Source organism: Candidatus Limnocylindrales bacterium, from assembly GCA_035626395.1.
Classification (GTDB): Bacteria; Desulfobacterota; Binatia; order UBA1149; family CAITLU01; genus DASPNH01.
The window spans coordinates 639630-660259 of sequence record DASPNR010000031.1; the positions used below are offsets into that span (position 1 = coordinate 639630).

15 protein-coding genes are annotated in these 20630 nt (G+C 68.6%); 5 read left to right on the plus strand and 10 right to left on the minus strand.

Annotated features, from left to right (window positions below; translation table 11 throughout):
• Positions 1-40: 40 nt before the first annotated feature.
• Entirely contained in the window at positions 41-1129 is a 1089-nt protein-coding gene (locus VEC57_14270) for a hypothetical protein (protein HYC00298.1), read from the plus strand.
• A gap of 30 nt (positions 1130-1159) precedes the next feature.
• Here the strand turns inward: VEC57_14270 and VEC57_14275 are convergent, their stop codons facing one another.
• The 4 genes from VEC57_14275 to VEC57_14290 form a co-directional block, all read right to left on the minus strand.
• Complete coding sequence (locus VEC57_14275; protein ID HYC00299.1) at positions 1160-1954, minus strand: hypothetical protein; 795 nt, start codon at positions 1952-1954, stop codon at positions 1160-1162.
• Positions 1955-2038: 84 nt separating this feature from the next.
• A complete protein-coding gene (locus VEC57_14280) occupies positions 2039-3481 on the minus strand; it encodes a hypothetical protein (GenBank protein HYC00300.1) in 1443 nt (480 codons plus the stop codon).
• 305 nt (positions 3482-3786) lie between these two features.
• Positions 3787-5772: a hypothetical protein gene (locus VEC57_14285; GenBank protein HYC00301.1), complete on the minus strand. Its 1986-nt coding sequence runs from the start codon at positions 5770-5772 to the stop codon at positions 3787-3789.
• Positions 5769-6251 carry a hypothetical protein gene (locus tag VEC57_14290; GenBank protein ID HYC00302.1) on the minus strand — a complete coding sequence of 161 codons (483 nt, stop codon included), beginning with the start codon at positions 6249-6251 and terminating at the stop codon, positions 5769-5771. The genes VEC57_14285 and VEC57_14290 overlap by 4 nt, the downstream gene beginning before the upstream one ends.
• 341 nt (positions 6252-6592) lie before the next feature.
• Between VEC57_14290 and VEC57_14295 the strand changes: the two genes are divergently transcribed.
• On the plus strand, positions 6593-8095 hold the full coding sequence (locus tag VEC57_14295) for a sigma-54 dependent transcriptional regulator (protein ID HYC00303.1): 1503 nt from the start codon (positions 6593-6595) through the stop codon (positions 8093-8095).
• 56 nt (positions 8096-8151) lie between these two features.
• On the opposite strand, the gene VEC57_14300 is transcribed toward VEC57_14295, so the two are convergent.
• The 3 genes from VEC57_14300 to VEC57_14310 form a co-directional block, all read right to left on the minus strand.
• Positions 8152-8559, minus strand: a complete 408-nt coding sequence (locus VEC57_14300; protein ID HYC00304.1) for a GFA family protein — start codon at positions 8557-8559, stop codon at positions 8152-8154.
• 186 nt (positions 8560-8745) lie between these two features.
• Positions 8746-9210: an isoprenylcysteine carboxylmethyltransferase family protein gene (locus tag VEC57_14305; protein HYC00305.1), complete on the minus strand. Its 465-nt coding sequence runs from the start codon at positions 9208-9210 to the stop codon at positions 8746-8748.
• 41 nt (positions 9211-9251) lie between these two features.
• On the minus strand, positions 9252-11840 hold the full coding sequence (locus VEC57_14310) for an ATP-binding protein (GenBank protein ID HYC00306.1): 2589 nt from the start codon (positions 11838-11840) through the stop codon (positions 9252-9254).
• Positions 11841-11847: 7 nt separating this feature from the next.
• Between VEC57_14310 and lnt the strand changes: the two genes are divergently transcribed.
• The 3 genes from lnt to VEC57_14325 are packed head-to-tail and all read left to right on the plus strand — an operon-like array spanning position 11848 to position 15752.
• A complete protein-coding gene (gene lnt, locus VEC57_14315; protein HYC00307.1) occupies positions 11848-13365 on the plus strand; it encodes an apolipoprotein N-acyltransferase in 1518 nt (505 codons plus the stop codon).
• A gap of 6 nt (positions 13366-13371) precedes the next feature.
• Positions 13372-14439, plus strand: a complete 1068-nt coding sequence (locus VEC57_14320) for a glutathione S-transferase family protein (GenBank protein ID HYC00308.1) — start codon at positions 13372-13374, stop codon at positions 14437-14439.
• A 2-nt stretch (positions 14440-14441) separates the two neighbouring features.
• Entirely contained in the window at positions 14442-15752 is a 1311-nt protein-coding gene (locus VEC57_14325) for an acetyl-CoA hydrolase/transferase C-terminal domain-containing protein (protein HYC00309.1), read from the plus strand.
• 105 nt (positions 15753-15857) lie between these two features.
• On the opposite strand, the gene VEC57_14330 is transcribed toward VEC57_14325, so the two are convergent.
• From VEC57_14330 to VEC57_14340, 3 genes are all read right to left on the minus strand, one after another.
• Positions 15858-17888, minus strand: coding sequence for a PAS domain S-box protein (locus VEC57_14330; GenBank protein HYC00310.1), 2031 nt, complete (start codon positions 17886-17888; stop codon positions 15858-15860).
• A 236-nt stretch (positions 17889-18124) separates the two neighbouring features.
• Positions 18125-19996: an ATP-binding protein gene (locus VEC57_14335; protein ID HYC00311.1), complete on the minus strand. Its 1872-nt coding sequence runs from the start codon at positions 19994-19996 to the stop codon at positions 18125-18127.
• Between the two features lie 6 nt (positions 19997-20002).
• A complete protein-coding gene (locus VEC57_14340; protein ID HYC00312.1) occupies positions 20003-20611 on the minus strand; it encodes a carboxypeptidase regulatory-like domain-containing protein in 609 nt (202 codons plus the stop codon).
• Positions 20612-20630 lie beyond the last annotated feature (19 nt).

Here is a 20630-nt window from a genome sequence, read left to right on the forward strand (position 1 = left end):
CGCGAGCTCGCAGCGCGCCGCTGACACCGACGGGACTGCCATGGCCTACTACGCCGACAAGTACTTCTTCGAAGACGAAGAGACGATGGTGGCCAACCAGCGGCTGTCGCAGGGCATCCTCGACTTCGGCTGGTTCCACGTCGCCACCGAGCGCGTGCGCGTTGCGCCCGCGCAATGGCAGCGCGGGCTGACCTACGACGACTGCAACGTGGGCCGCTACGGCTGGGACGCGATCCCGGAGAACATTCGCCACAACTACTCGATGGCGGCGCGCGGGTCGGTGCTGGTGCCGGACCTTCCCGATCTCGGCTACACCATCAACCGGAAGTCGGAGGTATGGTCCGACAACTGCGCCGCGCTGTACGAGGAGTCGAAGGCGCGACGATGGGCGCCGGCTGTCGACATCGACTGGGAAGCGGCCAAGACGGCGTTGAAGTCGCCCGAGCAGATCAAGGCGATGCGCCAGCTGTGCACCGCGATGGAGGAGATCGCTCTGGCCATTCTCGAGTTCCCGGGCCGCTGGGTCTTCTGGATCAACCAGGAGCTCCTCGAGCTGAAGAGCTACCTGTGCGCGCAGATGATCGACCAGGCGCGGCACGTCGAGGTGCTGCGCAAACGCGCACTGACCATCGGCGGCCTCGGTCGCGCCAGCGCCGTCATCGAGCAGGCGCTCAAGGAGATGGTCTCGGCGGAGACGTATCCGGCCGGCTCGCTGACCGTGAACGTGATGCTCAACAGCCTGGTGCTCGGCGTGCAGCGCAGCGCCGCCGCTGCCAGCGACGTCGATGCGAAGATGTTCCGTCTGTGCATGCAGGACACGGCACGCCAGCTTGCCTATGCCACCGGGCACGCGCGCTACTACCTGCGGCGCAATCCCGCAAAGGCCGGGCTCCTGCACGAGCACCTCGACGAAGTCGAGCACACGCTCTTCGGCGTAGCGGCGGCGCCCGAACTGCTGGAGCCGCTCGTCATCCTGACGGGCGGCGGAACGTCACGCGATCAGATCGAGCGCGGGCGCGAGCACGTGGCCACGATGCACCGGCGCATCGTCGCCGAGTACTTCGAGCGGCTGGCCAGCGCCGGGCTCGAACGTCGCGAGCGCAGCCGGCTCGCCAGGCTTCTTGCCTGAGTCCCTCTGTCGAGCATCCGCGGTCGCCTTTCAGTCGTCGAGAATCTCATCGGGAAAATCGACCACGCGGTCGCCGAGCGTCAGGATGAGGAAGCGGTGCACCTCGTCGGCGACATTGGCGCCGCCGGTCACCGGCCAGAAGCGGCCGTTCAGGCGCATGCGCGAGGCCTTTGCGTAGGGCTCGCGCACGAACTGCATCGCCTGATCGTGCGGGACCAGCGGATCGTTCTCGGAAACGAAGACGAGCGCCGGCGGATGCTTCTCCGGCCGCGCGAAGCTGGTGCCGGCCAACGCGTCCACGAAACCCGCAGGCTCCTCGAGGATGTCGGAAGGCTCCACCTTCTCGCCGACCAGCTGCGGCTGCGGTGCCACGGTGGCATCCGCACCGGCGCCGCCTCGCCCCAGGAGGCGCTGGCGCAGGCCGAGCGTCTTGTGATGCGCGGCCGCCAGCGCGGCAGGCTCGCTCGGCGAGAACATCGCCAGCGCCAGCACCGGAAGCTCGCCGCATACGCTCAGGCTCAGGGCCGCGCCGGCATCGGAACCGAAGAGGACGAGCGGCGAATCCAGTCGCGCGGCGACCTGCGCGATGCGAGCGCGCGCTCCTTCCCATGAGTCGTCCAGGATGCGCGGATCGCCTTCACGGTCGGGCATGACGCGAGTCAGGCAGTAGACCTCCCAGCCGCGGTGCGCGAGCATCGAGGTGACCGGCCGCCAGCAGCCGAAGGATTGGAAGAGCCCGGCCAGGACGAGGATCGGTGCGCGGTAGCGCCCGGATTCCGGCGCGTCGTAGTGGAGGTAGAACTCTCCGAAGGACATCGCCGGCATGGCCGGCACCGTAGCAGAGGGGCAGGGCGGGGTCAGGCCCGGCACTCGAGCGGCTGCCCGAATGCAAGACCTGACCCCAGGCTGTTACGGAAGCTGGGCGTGGAACCAGAGGGCGCCGCTGCGGCGCACCTCGACGGTCTGTCCGGCGGCGTCGAAGCTCATCGGCAGCTCGCCGGCTTCGTCGGGATCGTTGTCGAACTCGATCTCGCCTTCGTCGCCCGAGACGTTGATGGTGCCGCGCACAACGCCGCCCACCCGAAGCTCGTAGGCGCCGGCAGGGACGTCGTCGATCTGCACCTTCAGGTCGGCGTCGCAGTCCTCGTCGATGCGGAAGCGGACCTCGCCCTCGCCGTCGTCGGCAACGTTCTCGGCTTCCATTTCGATCTGCACGTCCGTCTCCTCGCAGGTGCCCGGAGTGGTGGTCGTGCCGTCGAAGACACCCGAAAAGAAGACCGTATCGCCCTGCACGACCTCGATCAGCTTGCCCACCGGGTCGATGGCCAGCGGCAGGTCGTCGTCATCGTCGTCGCCCGACTCGAACTCAATCTCGCCCTCGGGACCCTTGTCGGCGTCGACGACGGTGATCTGACCGGCGACGACGCCGTCGACGACCAGGTCATAGATTCCGAGCGGCACGTCCTCGATCTCGACGTCGAAATGGCGGTCGCAGTCGTCGTCGACGCGGTAGCGTACCTCGGCGTCGCCGTCGGGATCGGCGCCAGTGGAAGGCAGCGGCACCCGCGTGTCGCGTTCCTCGCAGACGTCGACGCCCTGCGACGTCGTCTCCAGCGTCCCGCTGAAGAGCACCGCGCCGCCCTGCGCCACCTCGATGAGCTGACCGCGTGGGTCGAAGGTCAGCGGCAGCTCGTCGCCGTCGTCGTCGTTGGTGGCGAACTCGATCTGCGCTTCGCCGAGCGCGCCGACCGTGATCGTGCCGCGCTGGATGTCACCGACGAACAGGTCGTAGGTGCCGGAGGGCACGTTCTCGAGCTCGACCTTGAACTTCCTGCGATCGTCGCGCAGCTCGAAGTCTGCGCGCGCGCTGCCGCCGGCGGAGAGCTCGGTTGGCGCGAGGAAAACGCGGATTCGGGTGCGCGAGCCCTCGCCGTCGTCGCCGCCGCTGGCGGCAGGATCGGGGAACGTACCGCTCAGCACGACGTCGGTGCCGTCGCTGATCGCGACCGTTCTGCCACGCGGGTCGAAGTCGAGCGCAGCGCCGTCGCCGGTGCGCAGGCGCAGCTCGCCGCGGCCGTCCGCCTCGACGGTGAACGTCTCTTCGATGATGCCGCCGACGATGAGCTGGTACTCACCGGGCGCCAGTCGCTCGACGCGCAGTGCCAGCTTGGACTTGTGCGGGCGGAAGATGGCGCGGATGGCGCCGACGGCGTCGCTGTCGATCCCTGTGTTCTCGAACAGGGCGCGCACGCTGCTCTGCGACCTGGCGGCGGCGACGCCGGCGCCAGCGGTCAGCGCGAGCACGGCCGCTGCGGCCGATGCGAGCGCGGTCTTCGGAATGAAACGATGCACTGCAATTACCTCCCGGCGCGCGTCCTGCGCGCCCTGCTTGCGTTGACGCGGCAACGGTCGCCGCGCGTGATGGCAGCGGGAAGAGCAAGACCGATGCCGCCGAGCTCGGCGCCGCAAACCGTGGAGATCGCGTGGCTTTCAGGGCACACCCGACCGCGGCCGGCGGCAGCGGGTGACATCGCGCGCGGGCTCGCCCAGCGCGTGTCGCTCAGCGCCGGGTCGTGGCCGAGCTTCGGAACGCCGGCGGTGGGAGAGGGTTTGTCGACGAGCTGGCGCGCCGCGAGGCCGATGCACGCCCGGCGCGTTCAGAGCTCGCAACGGACGCGCGATGCGAGGACGCGGCACAGCAGGGGAGCGGCAAAGGCGTCATCGCCGATGGCGATCTCGAGCAGCGCAGTGCCGTCGACGAGCGAGACCAGATCGGCGCCGCCCGCACGCAGGGTCATGCGCCAGGTGTTGCCGCGCACGTTCTTGATCTGCGCCTTCATCACGCCGTCCACACTGCCGGCGGCGTCATCGTAGGCGTAGGCGGGCCTGGGCTTTGCCAGCCGCTCGAAGGCGGAGGCCAGGACGGCGCCGAAGCCGCCATCCATCTGCGCCAACGTCACCGACACCGTCTCGGTGTCGGGTGACAGCACCGACGCAGGCGCGAGGTTGAAGAAGACCTTGAGCGCAAGGGTGTCGGGGCGCGAAGGCGAGAGCATGGCAGCGGCGATGCGAGCTCGCGCGATGCCTTCGAGCGCAGGCGGCGCCGGGGATGCGCATTCGTCGCAGGCGGTGCCGAGCGGATCTTCGAGGCAGGTGCCGTCGCAGCAGTCGCCTGCGCCGTCGCCGTTGCCATCGATCTGGGAGGGATTGATGATCTGTGGGCAATTGTCGTCGCAAGCCGAGGCGCCGGCATCGCACGGCTTGTCCAGGGCGGTTCCGCTGGCGCTGCCGTCGTCGGAGACCGAGTCGCCATCGTAATCGAGGGGACCAACGCCGACGACGGTGCTGTGCACCAGCTTGTTGCCGACGAACACGTGGACGCTGCCGCTGCCTGCGCCGCCGGTATCGTCGATCGTGACGGCGGCGCCCGCAGCGCTGCTCAGGACGAGGCTTTCGGTGCTGGTGTCGCCGTCGACGTCGGGAGCCGTAAGGGCGACGTTCCCGGACGCGACCAGCGTCACCGTCATCGACGAGGAAACGTCGGCGACGTTGCCGAGCAGGTCGGCGGGCATCAGACGCAACGTGCGCGTGGATGCCGTCCCGTCGGCGGGAAGCACGATGCGGTCAGCCGGCATGACCAGCTGACGGCCGCTCCCATCTTGCTGCGGCGCCACGCGCAGACGCGAGCGCGAGCGCGCTCGCCATGCCGACGGCGTGACGGTCGTGAACAGCCGTGCCGTGTGTGCGGGACCACTGACGACCCGGATCTGGTCCGTAGTCGGCTCGCTGCCGTCGGTATCGATCGCGAACGGCGTGCCGAGCTGCGGATGCTGCGGGGCGGGCAGCCAGATGTGATCCAGCTCGAACTCGATCTCGCTGGGAAGATCGGGATCGGGCGCCGGTGCCTCGCCGCCGCCGAGGAGGCGCTTGGGATCGGTGGGCGGGAAGAAGGGCCAGCGTGTCAGCAGCATGGGCCCATTCGTGAAGATCTGTTCGGGATCGTTGCCGGCAAAGGCACCGGCAACCAGCGAGACGACGTTGCCGCCGATGCTGGCGGGCGCGCCAATGTGCAAGCCGAGGGTCGAGGAGAAGCGGCCGCCTTCGAAGCTGCCCGTCTGCCGGCCCACGTGCGCAAGCGCTTCCTGGCGCTCCACCTCGTTGTCGGAGGATCCGTCGCCGTCGTGCGCGCCCACGACGCCGTCGCCGTCGAGGTCGGCGAAGGCGTAGATCGCGATCGGGCGCAGGTCCATGTCGGGCGACGTCAGCACGGTGGTGCCGGTGCCGTTGGTTACGAGCACCGTGAACGGCGCCTCGGCGCCTTGCCCCGTGCTGCCGCCGCCGGCGACGACGGTGGCAAGCGGCGCCGTATCCGGCGATGGCACTGCCGCACCGGTGTGGCTGCCGAAGCGTGCGACGATGTCGATGTCGCCGGTGACGGCGGTGTTGATGCTGTCGTCGCTCGTGCCGAAGTCTTCGTCTTCGCCCGCATCGACCAGAGCCACATCGGGCATGATGGACCAGGCCTGGCCTGTGGCCGGGTTGACGGGATCGCCGCTCACCACCTGCTGCGACGGCGACGGCGACGCGCCGAGAATCACGGCCGCGATGGCGGCGACCGATGCGCGGATCGCGTGGCCGCTCATGGCGCCGACTCCGCCACCTGCGGCGTCACGTGATTGCTGAGGAAGCTGCCTTCGCCCGGCAGCCGCACGTAGAGCACGACTCGCACCGGGCCGGGATCGAACACGGGCGGCAGCGCCAGCTTCATCGTATGAGCGTCGATGTGCGTGATGGCGGCAGCCGCATCCGCGCTGCCGGCGCTCTCCAGCGCCGTGATCTCGTTGGCGGCAAGACCGTCGCCGAGGCCGGCGTAGCTGCCCGAGCGCGCGGTGCCTCCGGCAGGATAGCGCGCGAACGTCGTCCCCTGGCTGACGACGACGTTGAGCGGGAACGACACCTGGAGCACATCGTCGAACGCCCACGTGCCGGTGAGCTCGAGCAGTCCGGCGGCCGCGCCGCCGCGAACGACGGCGTCGCCGATGAGCAGGACGGGATCGGTGGAGCCGGCTCGGGCGGGCGCGGCGCAGAAGAGGATGGCCATTGCGACCGCCACGGCTGTCATGCTCGCGCGTCGGCAGGACCCCCGCACGTGGCAGGCTGGTGCTGCCGAGGTCGCCGCGGCCGGGCGCGCGACGTCGGCCGCGACGGGATGACGGAGTGCGATCATTCTTGCCACGCTAATTGCTTGCAGGAGACGTGCCGGCGCGGGAGTCGTTCACGGCGTTGGCAGCGCTGGAAGCCAAAGACTTTTCCAACGTGTGCGGCCCACAGGTGCGACCGCGCGGGTGCTGACCCGTTCGCCGCGCGCGACTTCACCCGCGGCGCGGCAGATGCCCCGGCCGAGGCTTCCCGAGTTTGCAGAGCCATGCCGCTTCGTCACCGTTGGCGAGACCAGGATCATCTATGGCCGACCTTCTCATTGTCGAGGACGAAGAAGTGCTGCGGATGACTCTGGCGCGAAATCTGCGCGGACGGGGTCACGTCACGCGCACGGCCGAGAGCGCCGAGGACGCCCTCGCGTTGATCGCCGAAGGCCCGCCCGACCTGATCCTGACCGACCATCGCCTCCCCGGACGCACGGGTCACGACCTGCTGCGCACGGTCAAGGCCGAGCATCCCGAGATTCCCGTCGTGCTCATCACGGCGCACGGCACGGTCGAAGATGCCGTCGCCGCCATGCGCGATGGCGCTGCCGACTACCTGCGAAAGCCCGTCGACCTCGGCGAGCTGCAGCTCGTCGTCGAGCGCTGCCTGCGCGGCGAGGGCCTGCGCCGCGAGCTCGAATACTACCGCACGCGTCATCTGGCCGACGGCGAGGTCGAAGGCATTCTGGGAGGCTCGCCTGCGGTCGAACGTCTGCGTGCGCTCATCCAGCGCGTCGCGGGCCTGCAGCGCGAGGGCGGCGTGGGGCCGACCGTGCTGCTGAGCGGCGAAACCGGGACGGGCAAGGGCCTGGTCGCCCGCGCCATCCATCGCGCATCGATCCGCCGCGAGGCGCCATTGATCGAGGTCAACTGCACGGCCATCCCCGAGGACCTGCTGGAGGCCGAGCTGTTCGGTTACGAGCGCGGCGCCTTCACCGGCGCAGTGGCTGCCAAGCCGGGGCTCCTCGAGGCTGCCGAAGCCGGCACGATGTTCTTCGACGAGATCGGACACATGAGCCTGGGCCTGCAGGCCAAGCTTCTGAAGGTCATCGACGAACGGGTGGTGCGGCGCCTGGGAAGCACGCGCGACCGGCCGGTTCGATGCTCGTTCGTCACCGCCACGCACATGGACCTGGAAAAGTCGGTGGCGGAGGGACGCTTTCGCCAGGACCTCTACCACCGCATCCACGTCGTGGAGGTGCGCCTGCCGCCGCTGCGCGAGCGCGGGCAGGACGTTGCGCTGCTGGCCGAGGTGTTCCTGGACCGGCACGCTGCTGCCTATGCGCTGCCGCGCCCGCGGCTGACCGAAGCGGCGCGAAGCGCGCTGGCGCGGCATACCTGGCCCGGCAACATCCGCGAGCTCAGCCACACGATCGAGCGCGCGCTGGTGCTGGCCGCCGCGGATGTCATCGACGAGGCCGACCTTGCGCTGCCGGCGGGCGGCAACGCCACAGCGGCGGCTGCTGCTGGCCGCGCAACAGCCGTGCCCGCAGGCAACCGCGCGGCCGCAGGGGCCGATTCCTCGTGGCAGGCTTCCCGTCGAGATGGCGATGCGGCCGACCGTGGCTCGCCGAGTGTCGATCTGGCGGCAGGTGCGTTGCGCGTCGATTTCTCCCGCGGGCCGATACCGTTCGAAGAGCTCGAGCGCGAGCTGCTGCAGCGTGCGCTGGCTCACGCCGGCGGCAGCAAGACCGAGGCAGGACGGCTGCTCGGCATGTCGCGCGACATGTTCCGGTACCGGCTGGCGAAATACGAAGCCTGATCGCCCGACGAGCTTGCGGCCGCTCGATGGAGGACGAACCGCAGGTCGCCGGCCGGTCATTCCGATGGCGGACCTTCCTGCAGGCATGGGAGCCCGTCGGCAAGCTGGAGCCATTTCAATCTGTGGCTCGTCCAGACGTGGACGATTGGCGGGAACAGCTCGGGATCATCGAGGCTGGCGGTGGTGACGTCGATCGCGGGCCCGTACCTGGTGGTCCAGTAGGTTAGCGGTGTGCCGCAGCGCCCGCAGAACGTTCGCGTGACGTCGGCGGAGGACTGGAACTCCACCGGCTTGCCGGCGAAGAAGGAGAAGCTCGCGGCCTCCACGTGTATCCACGGCACGATCGCCGCTGCCGACGCCTTTCGGCAGCTGCGGCATTGGCACGTCGTGCTGATCACCGGCTCGCCTTGGATACGGTACCGGACCTCTCCGCACAGACAGCCGCCTTCGATGGTTCCGGTCATGGGTTGGCTCCCTTGTCGTGGCGCCTGCAGCAGGGCCGCAGAGCGCGTGCACAGTCATACGAGGCATGCGTCCGGACGGCTGCCCGGCAAACGGCACGCGTACGCTCGGGCCCGCGGATGTAGGGTCGGCAGTCAGTGAACGAATGCGTGAGCGGCGGGCGCGGAGCGCGTGGTTGGGCAGCATTCTCATAGGTAGCGCCGCACCTTGGAGCAATACTGACGATAGGCCTCCCCGAACCTAGCTTCGAGGTAGCGCTCCTCGCGAACGATGACGCCGTAGTGCATGACGACGAGCAACGGCACAAGCATCAATACGCCCCACAAGCTGTTCAGGATGAGCGAGAGCCCTACGAAGATCGTGTCGAGACTGACGTAGAGAGGATTTCGCGAGACGCCGAACGCTCCCGTGGCAACGATCGTGTTCGTGGGGAGGTATGGGTTGATCGGCGTCTTGGCTTTGATCATCGAATAGGCGCCCCACGCGTTGAAGGCGATGCCCAGGAGAAGCACCGTCATGCCCAACGGCCATGCGAAACGGTCGGGAAAGACCTCCAGCGGCCACAGCCACCGGAGCAGCAGAACGAGGATCAACGCTCCTGCGTAGAGCGCGGGCGGCGGCAGGACGACTCCGGGATGATTCGTCTGTGTCATGTGCGGATACCTTCATGAACCCGGGCCGCAGCGGCCGTCGGCTAGCGCCTCTCCAGTGCCAGCGCCTGCGAGGCCGGCGGTAGCGTTACCCGAAAGCACGCGCCGCCTTCGCGCGCGCTGCCGACGGTGATGGTAGCGCCGTGCGCGTCGGCAATCTTCTTCACGGTCGCCAGCCCGATTCCCGTGCCCTTGGCCTTGGTGGTGAAAAACATCCGGAACAGCTCGGAGGCCTTCTCCTGCGGAATGCCCGGCCCGCCGTCGCGCACCTCGACCCAACGCTGCCCGCTCCCGTCCACGCCGACGCCAACCACGACCGCTCCGCCGCGCGGGCTGGCATCAATCGCATTCGCAACGAGCTCGATCGTGAGCTGCTCGAACAGCGCGGGGTCGACGCGTACGGCGCCGGCATCTTCGGCGGCGTCCACGTGCACGACGAGGCCCTTTGCTTCGGCCTTGCCTCGCGTCTGCGCCACGGCCTCGCGCGCCAGCTCGGCCAAGACCACCGGGCGCGGCTCGGGATGGAACGGCCGTGCGAAGTTGAGCAGCGCATCGATGCGCGCGCTGAGACGATCGGTCTCGCGCACGAACGCCTCCACCAGATCGGTGCTCGGATGGTCGGCCAGCTCGATCGCGGCCTGCTGCGCCGACGCCCGCATGCCGGCCAGCGGATTTCGGATCGTGTGCGCCACTGCGCTGGCCAGCTCGCCGACGGCGGCGAGTCGCTCCTTGACCACGAGCTCGTCCTGCGCCGAGCGCAGCTCCTCGAGCGCGCGTCCGAGTTCGACGTTCTTGCCCTCGAGGTCGCGCGCCATTGCATCGATGGTGCGAAACGCTTCGGCGTTGTGCAGGGCCACCGCGAGCTGGTCGGCGATGGTGCGAAGCAGGTCGACCTCGTCGCGCCGGTGAGCGCCGCCCGAGCGTTTGGGGCCGACCAGCAGGAATCCCACCGCGCGGCCTTCGAGAGTCATTCCTGCGGCCAGGTCGGCGCCGATCGCCGTCATCGCCGTTGCGGCGGCCTGCTCCCGCGCATCCTTGGAAGACGGCCGCCGCGCATCCAGCACGCCCTCCGCACGGCACACGAGCGCGGCCATCGGCTCGAGCTTCTCCTCGACGCCCTCGCCCTGCGGCGTTCGCATCGCCGCGCTCTGCCCCGGCGGATGCACCAGCTCGCCGCGCAGCCGCGGCACCGGGCCGGTCATCGTGTAGATGCGCGCGAATTCCGGCTGCAATGTCGTGTCGATCAGCTCGAGCACCGCCGGCACCAGGCGGTCCAGCTCCAGGATGCGCGTGAAGGCCCGCGCGGTCGCGCGAACGACATCGCGGTACTCGTAGCGCCGGCGGTCGTAGAGGCGGTTGACCACCTCCTGCAACCGCTGCCGGCTCGGGTTGGTCACCAGCACCAGAGCCACGATCAGGATGCCCTCGGCGATGCGCGACGCCACGGGCGTGGCATTCTCGAAGAAGTAGTCGAACAGCCCGATGATCAGCGAGTAGCTGCCGAAGACCAGCACGCTCAGCGTGGCATAGACGATGGTGCGCTTGATGACCGTATCGACGTCGAACAGGTCGTGGCGCGCCACGGCGTAGCCGATGCCGAGCGGGAACAGCACGAACGGGATGGCCAGGAAGTTGAAAGGCAGCGATAGCGCACCCGAGTAGAAGGCGATCAGGAACACCATCGTCGGCAGGAACGCGCCGATACTGCCGAGCATCACCACCAGCGTCCGCTGGCGCACGGCTTCGCTGCGCGCGGTGAAGAAGTGCCACGCAAAGAACGCGAACGCGGCCAGCGCGCTGCCGGCCATCGCGACGTGGACGATGCGGTCCAGCGCCAGCAGCAGCGAGGGATTGCGGAAGAAGGCAAGGTTGGAGAGCGCGCCGTAGGTCACCGAGCCCGCCAGCGCGACCAGGAGCGCCAGGTCCACACCGCGTCCGCGCTTTCGCTCGACGGGAAAGCGGCTGAGCATGTACAGCGTCGCCGTCGGAGTCAGCCCGGCGAAGAAGAAATAGGCGACGCGAAAACGGTACGGACCGAAGAGGTCGATCGATGTCGCCAGGTAGAGCGCCTGCGCCACGGCGAAATAGAACACCGCCATCGGTGCAGGGTCGCCCGGCTTCAGGTACAGCATCGCGACCGCCAGCAGCAGCAGCACGACCGAATCGAAGAAGTACACGCCCGTGCTGACGGCCCAGGACTCGAACCCGAACGCGGAGACCGGCACGCGCACCACGTAGCGCTCGCCGCCGCGCTCGGCCTCGTAGGCGACTGTCTCGCCGACTCGTTTCGTCGCCAGGATGGCGTCCAGGTCGGCGCTGGTGCGCAGCGGCCGGCCATCGGCGGCAAGCAGCCATGAGTGATACTCCAGGCCCGAGGCGGCGCCGGGCCAGCTCGGCAGTCCCACCGCCGGCACGAACAGATTCTCCCAGACGAAGAAGCCCGGATACGGCGCGCCGATTCGCTGGATGGAGGAGATGCCGCAGATGGCGACGATCACCGCCGCGGCCGCGGCGACGACGAGCTGGACGATCGCGGCGCGGCTGCGAAAGCCCGTGCGTCGCCCCTTGTCATCGCCACCGACGACCTCTAAGGGCGGACCCGTGGGCTTCTCGTCGTCCTCCGGCCACGGCACCGTTTTTGTGGCGACGCTTCTCACTTGCGCGGCCTACACCCTAGCCTACCCACCATTCGACGGGAACGCGCTGGCGTGGGTGGCGCTGGCTCCCGTGGCGGCGGTGCTGATGGATCCGCGCGTGCGCTTCGGGCTTCCCACGGCGCTGCTGGCGGGCTTCGCGTTCGGCTACGTGACGTCGCTCGCGATCGTCGGCTACTGGAGCTTCATCGCCGCGCGCGATTTCTTCGCACGCTCCACGCCGTTCAGCGTGGCATTCACCCTGGCCGTTCCGCTGCTGAGCTCGGGCATTGCGCTCTGGTATGCGGGCGCGTTCGCGTGCATCCGCCTGCTGGCCACGACAGGCATCGCTACCCGCATCGCCGGCTTTGCGTGCATCTGGACGGCGTTCGAATGGATGCGTGCGACCATCGGTTACGGCAATCCGTGGGGAATCCTCGGCGATGCTCTGGCGCCGTTTCGCCTGGTGCGACAGGTCGCGGATCTCGGCGGCGTCTGGATGCTGACGTGGCTGGCCGCCGCGTTCGCCGCGTGCGCGGCAACGGCGTGGGTGGAGCGGCGCGCGTGGCCGTTGCTGCTTTGTGCGGCCATCGTCGCCGGCCCCTGCGTGTACGGATGGTGGCGCCTGGAGACGCTGGCACGCGAGACGTCGGCGCACGTGCCGCTGCGCATCGGGCTGGTGCAGCCGGCGCTGGGCGGCCGCGCGCTCTGGGAGCCGGCCAGCGCCGATGCGCACGTCGAGCATCTGGCCGGACTGAGCCGCTCGGGCGAGCTGTGGGATGTCGACCTGATCGTCTGGCCCGAGAACGCGCTGCCGTTCCTCCTCGACGCCAACGCCGAGCGCGAGCAGGCCCTGCGCGCGCTGGCCGTGTCGCTGGATGCAGCCATCATCGCGGGCGGCTCGCGCAGCGCTACGGTTGCCGCCGGCTCGGCGCGCATCTTCAACTCGGCATTCTTCTTTCCGATGGACGGAAGTGCGCCGCTGGTTTCCGACAAGATGCGACTGATGCCGTACACCGAAACGCGTCCGCATTGGGCGAGCTGGCTCGGCGGCAGCACGTGGCAGGGCGCCTACTCGCAGGGCGACCAGCCAACACTGTTCCCGCTGCTCGACCAGCGCATCGGGTCCCTGATGTGCTTCGAGGCTGCCGATCCGCGGCTGGCGCGGCGACTGGTGCGCGATGGTGCAACGGTGCTGGTCAATCTCTCCAACGACTCGTGGTTCGATGCCGGCGCCGGGCCAGAGCAGCATTTCGTGGCCACGCGCCTTCGCGCAGTCGAGACGCACCGGCCGCTGGTTCGTGTGGCGACCACCGGCGTATCGGCGGTCATCGACGCGACCGGCGACATCATGGCCCGCCTGCCCACGCGTCAGAGTGCGGCCGCGCTGGTCGAGGACGTCCGGCCGGCCACCGTCGTCACGCCCTACGTCCGGTGGGGCGATTGGATCGTCTGGCTGTCGATGGTGGCGGGCGCCGGCATCCTCGCCGTCCGCCTCGCAACGGGCGGGCGGGAGCGGTACTAACGCGCCATGAGCATACCCTGGAAGTTCTATGCCGCTCCGATGTCCTACTTCTCGGGCAAGGTCCGGCCGGCGCTCGTGTACAAGAAGATCGAGCACACCGAGATCTGGCCGACGCGCGAAGTGCAGAAGGAGATCATCACCCCCAAGACCGGCGTGCGCTTCATTCCGGTGATCGAAACCGACGGCGGCGAGATCCTGCAGGACAGCCCGCGCATGCTCGAGCGCATCGAAGAGTTGTATCCGTCGCCGGCGATCTTTCCCGAGGATCCGGCGGTGCGCATGGTGGCCGAGGTGATCCAGGACTTCTGCGACGACGTTCTCGTGCCGCTGGCGCTGCACTACCGCTGGAGCTTCCCCGAGCAGCGGACGTGGGTGGAGGAGGACTGGGCGGCCGTCTTCGGCCCGATCGCGAACAAGCTGGCCGCGCAGATGGCCGGCGCGCTGGCATTCGTCGGGGTCACCGACAAGACGCGTCTGACGATGGAGGAGTGGTTCCTCCACTTCCTCGAGCTGCTCAACCGGCACTTCGCGCACAGCCGTTACGTCCTCGGCGACTGCATCACGGTCGCCGACTATGCGATTCACGGTCCGATGTTCGCGCACTTCGCGCGCGATCCGGTGCCGGCGCGGATCGTGCGCGAGACGGCGCCGAACGTGATGGCGTGGCTGCACGAAGTCAGTGCCGCCGGGCCGCCGGCCCCGTGGGCCAAGCCGCCCGAGGTGCGCGAGTCGCTGGCGCCGTTGCTGGCCGAGATCGGCGCGGTCTTCGTGCCCGCGCAGATCGCGGTGAGCAGCTTCGTCAGCGAGGCCATCGGCAACCAGCCTGCCGGCGAGGAGGCCTCGCGCGTGATCGGGATCATCGAGCAGAGCGTGTTCGGAATACCCGAGCAGCGCATCGCCAGCGCCTATTCCGTCTGGCGTCATCGCCGCACCGCGCAGCGCTACGCCGCGCTGGCGAGGGCCGAACGCGGCGTGGTCGACGAGATTCTCGGTCCGGCCGGCGTGCTGCCGTATCTTCAGACGATTCCGACGGCGCGCCTGACGATGGACCGCTTCACGCTCAGGATCGGGTGACGATGAACCGGACGTACCGGTCCAAGGTTCGAAGCGCGGCCGAAGCGGCCGCAATGGTGGCGGCGCGCGACACCGTCACGGTGCCGCTGGGGCCCGGGCAGCCGGCAGCGCTCCTGCAGGCACTCGGCGAGCGCGACGACTACGAGGACCTCGAGATCTTCACCGCGCTGCTGCTCGCGCCCTATCCGCTGTTCACGCGCAGCGGAGTCCGGGTGCTGTCGGGCTTCTACGGACCCGTCGAGCGGTCGCTGCGCCAGCAGGGGATGCACGTCGAGTTCGTGCCGGCCGACTTCCGTCGCTACGCGCACGTGGCGCGGCGGCTGAAGTCGCGCGTGGTCGTCACCGTGGCGGCGCCGCCGGACGCGCGCGGCAACATGTCGCTGTCGCTTCACGCCGGCGCTACCGTGGCCGAGATGCACAACGCCGCGGCCGATCCGGATCGGCTGCTGATCGTGGAGGTGAATCCTCATTATCCGCGCACGTTCGGCCTCGGCGACGAGCACACGCACTCGCTCAGCGTCGAGGAGGCGGACGTGATCGTCGAAAGCGAGGCGGCGCCGCCGGTCCTCGCCGACGCGGCCTCGAACGACGTCTCGCGCGCCATCGCCGAGCACGTCAGCCGCTTCGTCGTCGACGGCGCCACGCTGCAGACCGGCATCGGCGGCATCCCGAGCGACGTCGTCGCAATCCTTGCCGCCGGCAAGTGCGGCAACTTCGGCATCCATTCGGAGATGTTCACGACCGGCCTGATGAAGCTGTATCAGGAAGGCAAGGTCACGAACGCCAAGGGAATGTACGACGGCTACTCGATCTGCACGTTCGCGCTCGGGAGCGCCGAGCTCCACGCGTGGCTGCACGAGCAGGAGAAGGTGCGCTTCCTGCCCGTGCACCTCGTCAACGATCCCGCCGTCATCGGGCGCAATCGCAACATGGTTTCGATCAACGGCGCGCTGGCGGTGGATCTGGCGGGGCAGATCGGTGCCGACACGATTGCGGGGCGGCAGTTCTCCGGCATCGGCGGGCACGAGGACTTCGTGAGTGGAGCCTCCATGGCCGAGGGCGGCCATTCCATCGTCTGCCTCCCGTCGACCGCCACGGCGGGCGGCACGATGATCTCGCGAATCGTCGCCGGCTTCCCGGCAGGCGCCATCGTGACCACACCACGCCATCAGGCCGACATCATCGTCACCGAATACGGCGCGGCCGAGATCGCCGGCCTGACCGTTGGCGAGCGCGCCCGGGCGCTGGCCGCCATCGCGCATCCCGACTTCCGCGATTCCCTGTCCGAGGAGGCGGCCCGCCTGCAGCGCTAGCGCGGTGACGCCGCGACGCTGACGCGGCGGGGCCGTCGGTGGTGATCACGCCGCTCGGCAGCGTCGGCGACGCCGGTGCGAGGAACGGCGTCGCCTGCGACGACGCTAGCGCAACGTCCCGAGCGTGAAATAGAACGTGGCTCCTTTCTCCGGAGCGCCGGTGGCCCAGACGCGGCCGCCGTGGCGCTGCACGATGCGCTGCACCGTTGCCAGGCCGATGCCGGTGCCTTCGAACTCGGCCACCGCGTGCAGGCGCTGGAACGCGCCGAACAGCTTGTCGGCATAGCGCATGTCGAAGCCCGCACCATCGTCGCGCACGAAGTAGGCTCGCTCGCCACCGGTGTCGTCGATGCCGAATTCGATGCGCGCCGACGCGTGCTTGCTCGTGTACTTCCACGCGTTGCCGATCAGGTTCTCCATCACGATGCGCAGCAGCGACGCGTCGCCTTCGGCGCGAACCTGGTCCGGAATGATGAACTCGACGTCGCGGTCGGGCTGACCCTGGCGCAGCTCGGCCGCCACGCCGCGTGCCAGCGTCGCCAGGTCGACCGGCCCGCGGCGCATCGAGCTGCGCGTCACGCGCGCGAGCGCGAGCAGATCCTGGATGAGCTGTCCCATGCGGGCCGAGGTCGCGTGCACGCGGTCGATGTAGAAGCGCGCCTGCTCGTCGAGCCCGTCGCCATACTCTTCGAGAAAGACGTGCGCGAAGCCTTCGATCACGCGCAGCGGTGCGCGCAGGTCGTGCGACACCGAGTAGCTGAACGCCTCCAGCTCCTGGTTGGCGGCCTGCAGCTCGGCCGTGCGCTCGCGCACGCGCATCTCGAGCTCCTCGTTGAGCCGGCGGATCTCCTCCTGCGCACGTCTCTGCTCGGTGATGTCACGGGCGATTCCCTGGATCGCGGTGGGTTTGCCGTCCCGCCGCAGGACGTGCGGGCTGACCTCGAGCAGCACGTCGGTGCCGTCCTTTCGCCGGAGCTCGACTTCGAGCCGGTCGGGCACGCGCTCCGGCGACGACATCAGGCTCGCGACGTTGGCGAGGCTCCGAGGCGTCAGCAGTTGGGCCATGTTCAGGCGCGCCAGCTCGGCCATCGTGTAGCCGGTGGCGGCGATCGCCGCGGGGTTGCCGGCTAGGAAGTTGCCGGCAAGATCGTGCACGTAGATGACCTCGTGCGCGTTCTCGAAGAGCTGGCGGTAGCGCTCCTGGCTCTCCCGCAGGCGTGCCGCCGCGCGCTTGCGCTCGGTAATGTCGCGCACGACGACCTGGATGGCGGGCTTGCCTCCGTACATCATCGGCATCGCCGCGGTTTCCACGTCGATCACGGTGCCGTCCAGGCGGACGAACTTCTCCTCCACCAGCGGGCCCGGCCGTCCCTCCTGCAGCATCTGCCGCATGCGCTCGACCACCAGAACGCGGCTGTCGGGGTGGACCATGTCCAGCACCGGCCTCCCGATCAGCTCGGAGGCATCCCTGGCGCCGAGCAGCCGGCAGCCGGCGGTGTTGGCGAACACCAGCACGCCGCCGGTATGGACGGCAATTCCGTCAGGGCTCATCTCGACGAGTTGCCGGTAGCGCGTCTCGCTTTCATGCAGCGCCTGCTCCGTGCGCTTGCGCTCGGTGATCTCGCTGAAGACGCCGTCGGCTCCGATGATGACCCCGTCCTCGTAGTGCGGGCGCGTGGACGCGTGCACCCAGCGCATGTCGCCGTTCTTGTCGAAGACGCGGAACTCCACCTGCACCGACTCGCCGCTCATGTTGCGGGCAAAGACATCGGCCAGCAGCTGCAGGTCCTCGGGATGGATGAAGCGCGGAAACTCCTGCCCCATCACCTCTTCGACGGTGTAGGAGGAGACGAGCTCGATGGCCGGGCTGATGTAGGTGAAGTTGCCGAAGGCGTCCAACGTGTAGACGACGTCGCTGAGGTTCTCGATGAGCGAGCGGAAACGGCGCTCCGAGCGCTCGAGCTCCGCGTAGTCCCGCCGCGGTTTGTCCTGGAGCGGCGTGGCTTCGGCACTGGCGGCCTCGGCGGGCGGCGTGGACTCGGCACCGGCGGCCTCGGCCCGAGCTTCGCGCGTTACCGGATCGTGATCCGGAGACGGAGCGGCATGTTTTTCGGACGCGGCGGCAACGCCCGGCATGGGCGTGTCCGAAGCAACTGCTCGTGTCCCGCCGTCGGCGGTCACGGCAGCGGCTGCACCGCCATGGCGAGCGCCTGGGGAAGCTGGGGTGGAGTTCCGCATCGGCGTGCTCATTTTAGACCTACGGCAAACGTGGAGCGATGGCTTTTGACCGTCGAGTCAGCAGCGGGAACGGGACAGTGCCATCGTCACGAGCTGCAATCCGCACTTCCCTCCCCGTCTGACGCGGTGCGCGATCAGGTGCCGAGCGTGAAGCGGAAGGTCGCTCCCGCGCCCGGCGCCGCTTCGGCCCGTATCTGGCCGCCGTGATGCTCGATGATGCGCCGAACGGTAGCCAGGCCGATGCCGTGGCCACCAAAATCGTGCGCCGAGTGCAGCCGCTCGAAGACGCGGAACAGCTTGGGCGCCTCCTCCATGTCGAACCCGGCTCCGTTGTCCCGCACGTAGAACTCGGGCCCGGTTCCGTTGCCGGCCTCGGCACCGACCTCGATGCGAGGCTGGCCCGAGCGCGCGGTGAACTTCCATGCGTTGGAGAGCAGGTTCTGCAGTGCCACGCGCACCAGCGTCTCGTCGCCGCTGGTGCGAAGGTCGCGGGCGATCTGCACCTGCACCTGACGGCGCGGCTCGCTGGCGCGCAGCTCCTCGGTGATGGCGTGCGCCATTGCGGTAAGGTCGATGGGGCGGCGTTCCAGCTTGACGTGCCCGACGTGCGAGAACTCGAGCAGGTTCTCGATCATCCGGTCCATGCCGAGAGCGCCGCTGCGGATGCGCTCGAGAAGATCGCGGTCCGCATCGGTCAGCCGCTCGGCAGCATCTTCGTGCATGATCTGACTGAAGCTGATGATGCGCCGCAGCGGTCCGCGAAGATCGTGCGACACCGAATACGAGAACGATTCGAGTTGCCGATTGGCCGCTTCCAGCTCGGCCGTGCGCTCGCACACGCGCCGCTCCAGGTCCTCGTTCAGACGCTTGATCTCCTCTTCGGCCAGGCGCCGTTCCTCGATCTTTCGCTTCAGCTCCTCATTGACGTGCTTGAGCTCGGCGTTGAGGGCGACGCGGCTGGCGGCGAGCTGGCGGTCTTCTTCGATGCGAGCTTCGAGATCGCCCGCCATGCGATTGAAGGCGGCAGCGAGCTGGCCGACTTCGTCGCGTGAAGTCACGTCGACGCGGGTGCTCAGATCGCCGGCCGCCAGCCGTGCCGTGCTGGCGGCCAGGGACGCGATCGGACGCGCCACGCGCCGCGCGTACAGCAGGCCCCACGCCAGCGCGATCACGAGAACGGCGGCTCCCGTGGCCAGAAGACGCGTGCGCAGCGCCTTGTAGAATCCGAGCTCGGCATCCAGCGAGCGCGCCAGCGCATAGGAGACGCCGGTCTGGCCGATCTCGCCTACGCGCAGCAGGTATCGACCGCCTTCGATATCGATGGTCGTCATGGCACCGGGCGTGCCGACGAGCTTCGGTGCGAGCTGTCCGAAGACCGGACGCGCGGACATGGAGACCTGCACCACCGACGACGACCACAGGGCGACATGGGCGTTGGTCATCTTCTCGAGCGTCGACAGAAGCTGATCGCCGACGGCGAATCCCGTCACCAGCGCACCCGCGACCTTTTCATCGGCGAATGCGATCGGCGCGCCCACGACCTGGTAGATACCCGCCTCGGTGACCAGCATGCCTTCGAACACCTGTCCGGAAAGCGCCGTGGCCACGGAGGCGGCTGCCGCCTCGTTGGTGCCGTGACGATGGGGCTCGGTGGCGCTGGCGAGCAGCCTGCCGCGGTCGTCGACGAGCAACAGCAGATCGCTTCCCACCATCTGCCGGGCATCCTGCGCGGCATCGAGGACCGTGGCGTGATCGAGTCCGGGAGTATCGATGACGGCGCGGATCTGTGGAACGCCGGCGAGCATGCGCGTCTGCACGCTCAGCTCCTGCGATCGCAGGCGGAACACTTCGGCGACGGTCTGGTCGGCGGCAGTCAGATCCTTGGCGAGGCGGTCGACGATGGCGCCCGTGATCCAGACGTTGGAAATGGCAAGCAGCGCACCGAGCAGCCCGATGACGAGCACGCAGATGCCGAGCGAGATCCTCTGTCCGAGCGAAAGAGTCATGACCGTTCAGTATCGGGACGGGTAGTCCTTGCCCCACTTGTTCTTGTGCTCGATGGTCAGGCTTTCCTCGCGCACTTCCAGCCGCAGGTCTTCGACGAGCCGCAGGTCGAGGTCATAGATTCCCTTCTCGGTCACCTGCACGCGCCGCTCGCTGTTCTGCGGCGTGCGCGGATACCATGTGCGTACGGTGGCATTGCCGATCGGGACGCCCTCGAGGCTGAAGCTGCCGTCGTCGCCGGTGACGGTGAACCAAGGATTGGCCAGCACCACGATGCTGGCGACCATGCGCGAATGAATGTTGCAGTAGATCTTGATCAGCCCGGTCTCCTCGAATCGGACCGAGCGCGACTGCCCTCGCGGATACAGTCCCAGATCGAACGGACGTGCGCGCGACAGCGAAAACACGTTGTGCGCGACGATGTCCTCGTTCGGAAAGTGCACGGTCGTGCCGGCCAGGACCGGCAGCACCTCGGGCACGAAGCGTTTGTCGATCTGTCGGATGGACCGATCGGGCGGCGGAGCGACGGGTGCGGCCGGCGTGTCCATCTCGTCCAGGAACACGACGACGCCGGCGTGGCTGGCCTTGCGTCTGCCCTCGCTGTCGAGGACCGTCACCGATCCTCGCACGGTCGCG

Excerpts from the sequence above, each read along its gene's own strand:
- VEC57_14275 (HYC00299.1), bottom strand. The coding sequence starts at position 1,954 with ATGCCGGCGATGTCCTTCGGAGAGTTCTACCTCCACTACGACGCGCCG.
- VEC57_14285 (HYC00301.1), bottom strand. The coding sequence starts at position 5,772 with ATGAGCGGCCACGCGATCCGCGCATCGGTCGCCGCCATCGCGGCCGTG.
- VEC57_14295 (HYC00303.1), top strand. The coding sequence starts at position 6,593 with ATGGCCGACCTTCTCATTGTCGAGGACGAAGAAGTGCTGCGGATGACT.
- VEC57_14330 (HYC00310.1), bottom strand. The coding sequence starts at position 17,888 with ATGCCGGGCGTTGCCGCCGCGTCCGAAAAACATGCCGCTCCGTCTCCG.
- VEC57_14305 (HYC00305.1), bottom strand. The coding sequence starts at position 9,210 with ATGACACAGACGAATCATCCCGGAGTCGTCCTGCCGCCGCCCGCGCTC.
- VEC57_14320 (HYC00308.1), top strand. The coding sequence starts at position 13,372 with ATGAGCATACCCTGGAAGTTCTATGCCGCTCCGATGTCCTACTTCTCG.
- VEC57_14325 (HYC00309.1), top strand. The coding sequence starts at position 14,442 with ATGAACCGGACGTACCGGTCCAAGGTTCGAAGCGCGGCCGAAGCGGCC.
- VEC57_14290 (HYC00302.1), bottom strand. The coding sequence starts at position 6,251 with ATGACAGCCGTGGCGGTCGCAATGGCCATCCTCTTCTGCGCCGCGCCC.
- VEC57_14300 (HYC00304.1), bottom strand. The coding sequence starts at position 8,559 with ATGACCGGAACCATCGAAGGCGGCTGTCTGTGCGGAGAGGTCCGGTAC.
- VEC57_14335 (HYC00311.1), bottom strand. The coding sequence starts at position 19,996 with ATGACTCTTTCGCTCGGACAGAGGATCTCGCTCGGCATCTGCGTGCTC.
- VEC57_14270 (HYC00298.1), top strand. The coding sequence starts at position 41 with ATGGCCTACTACGCCGACAAGTACTTCTTCGAAGACGAAGAGACGATG.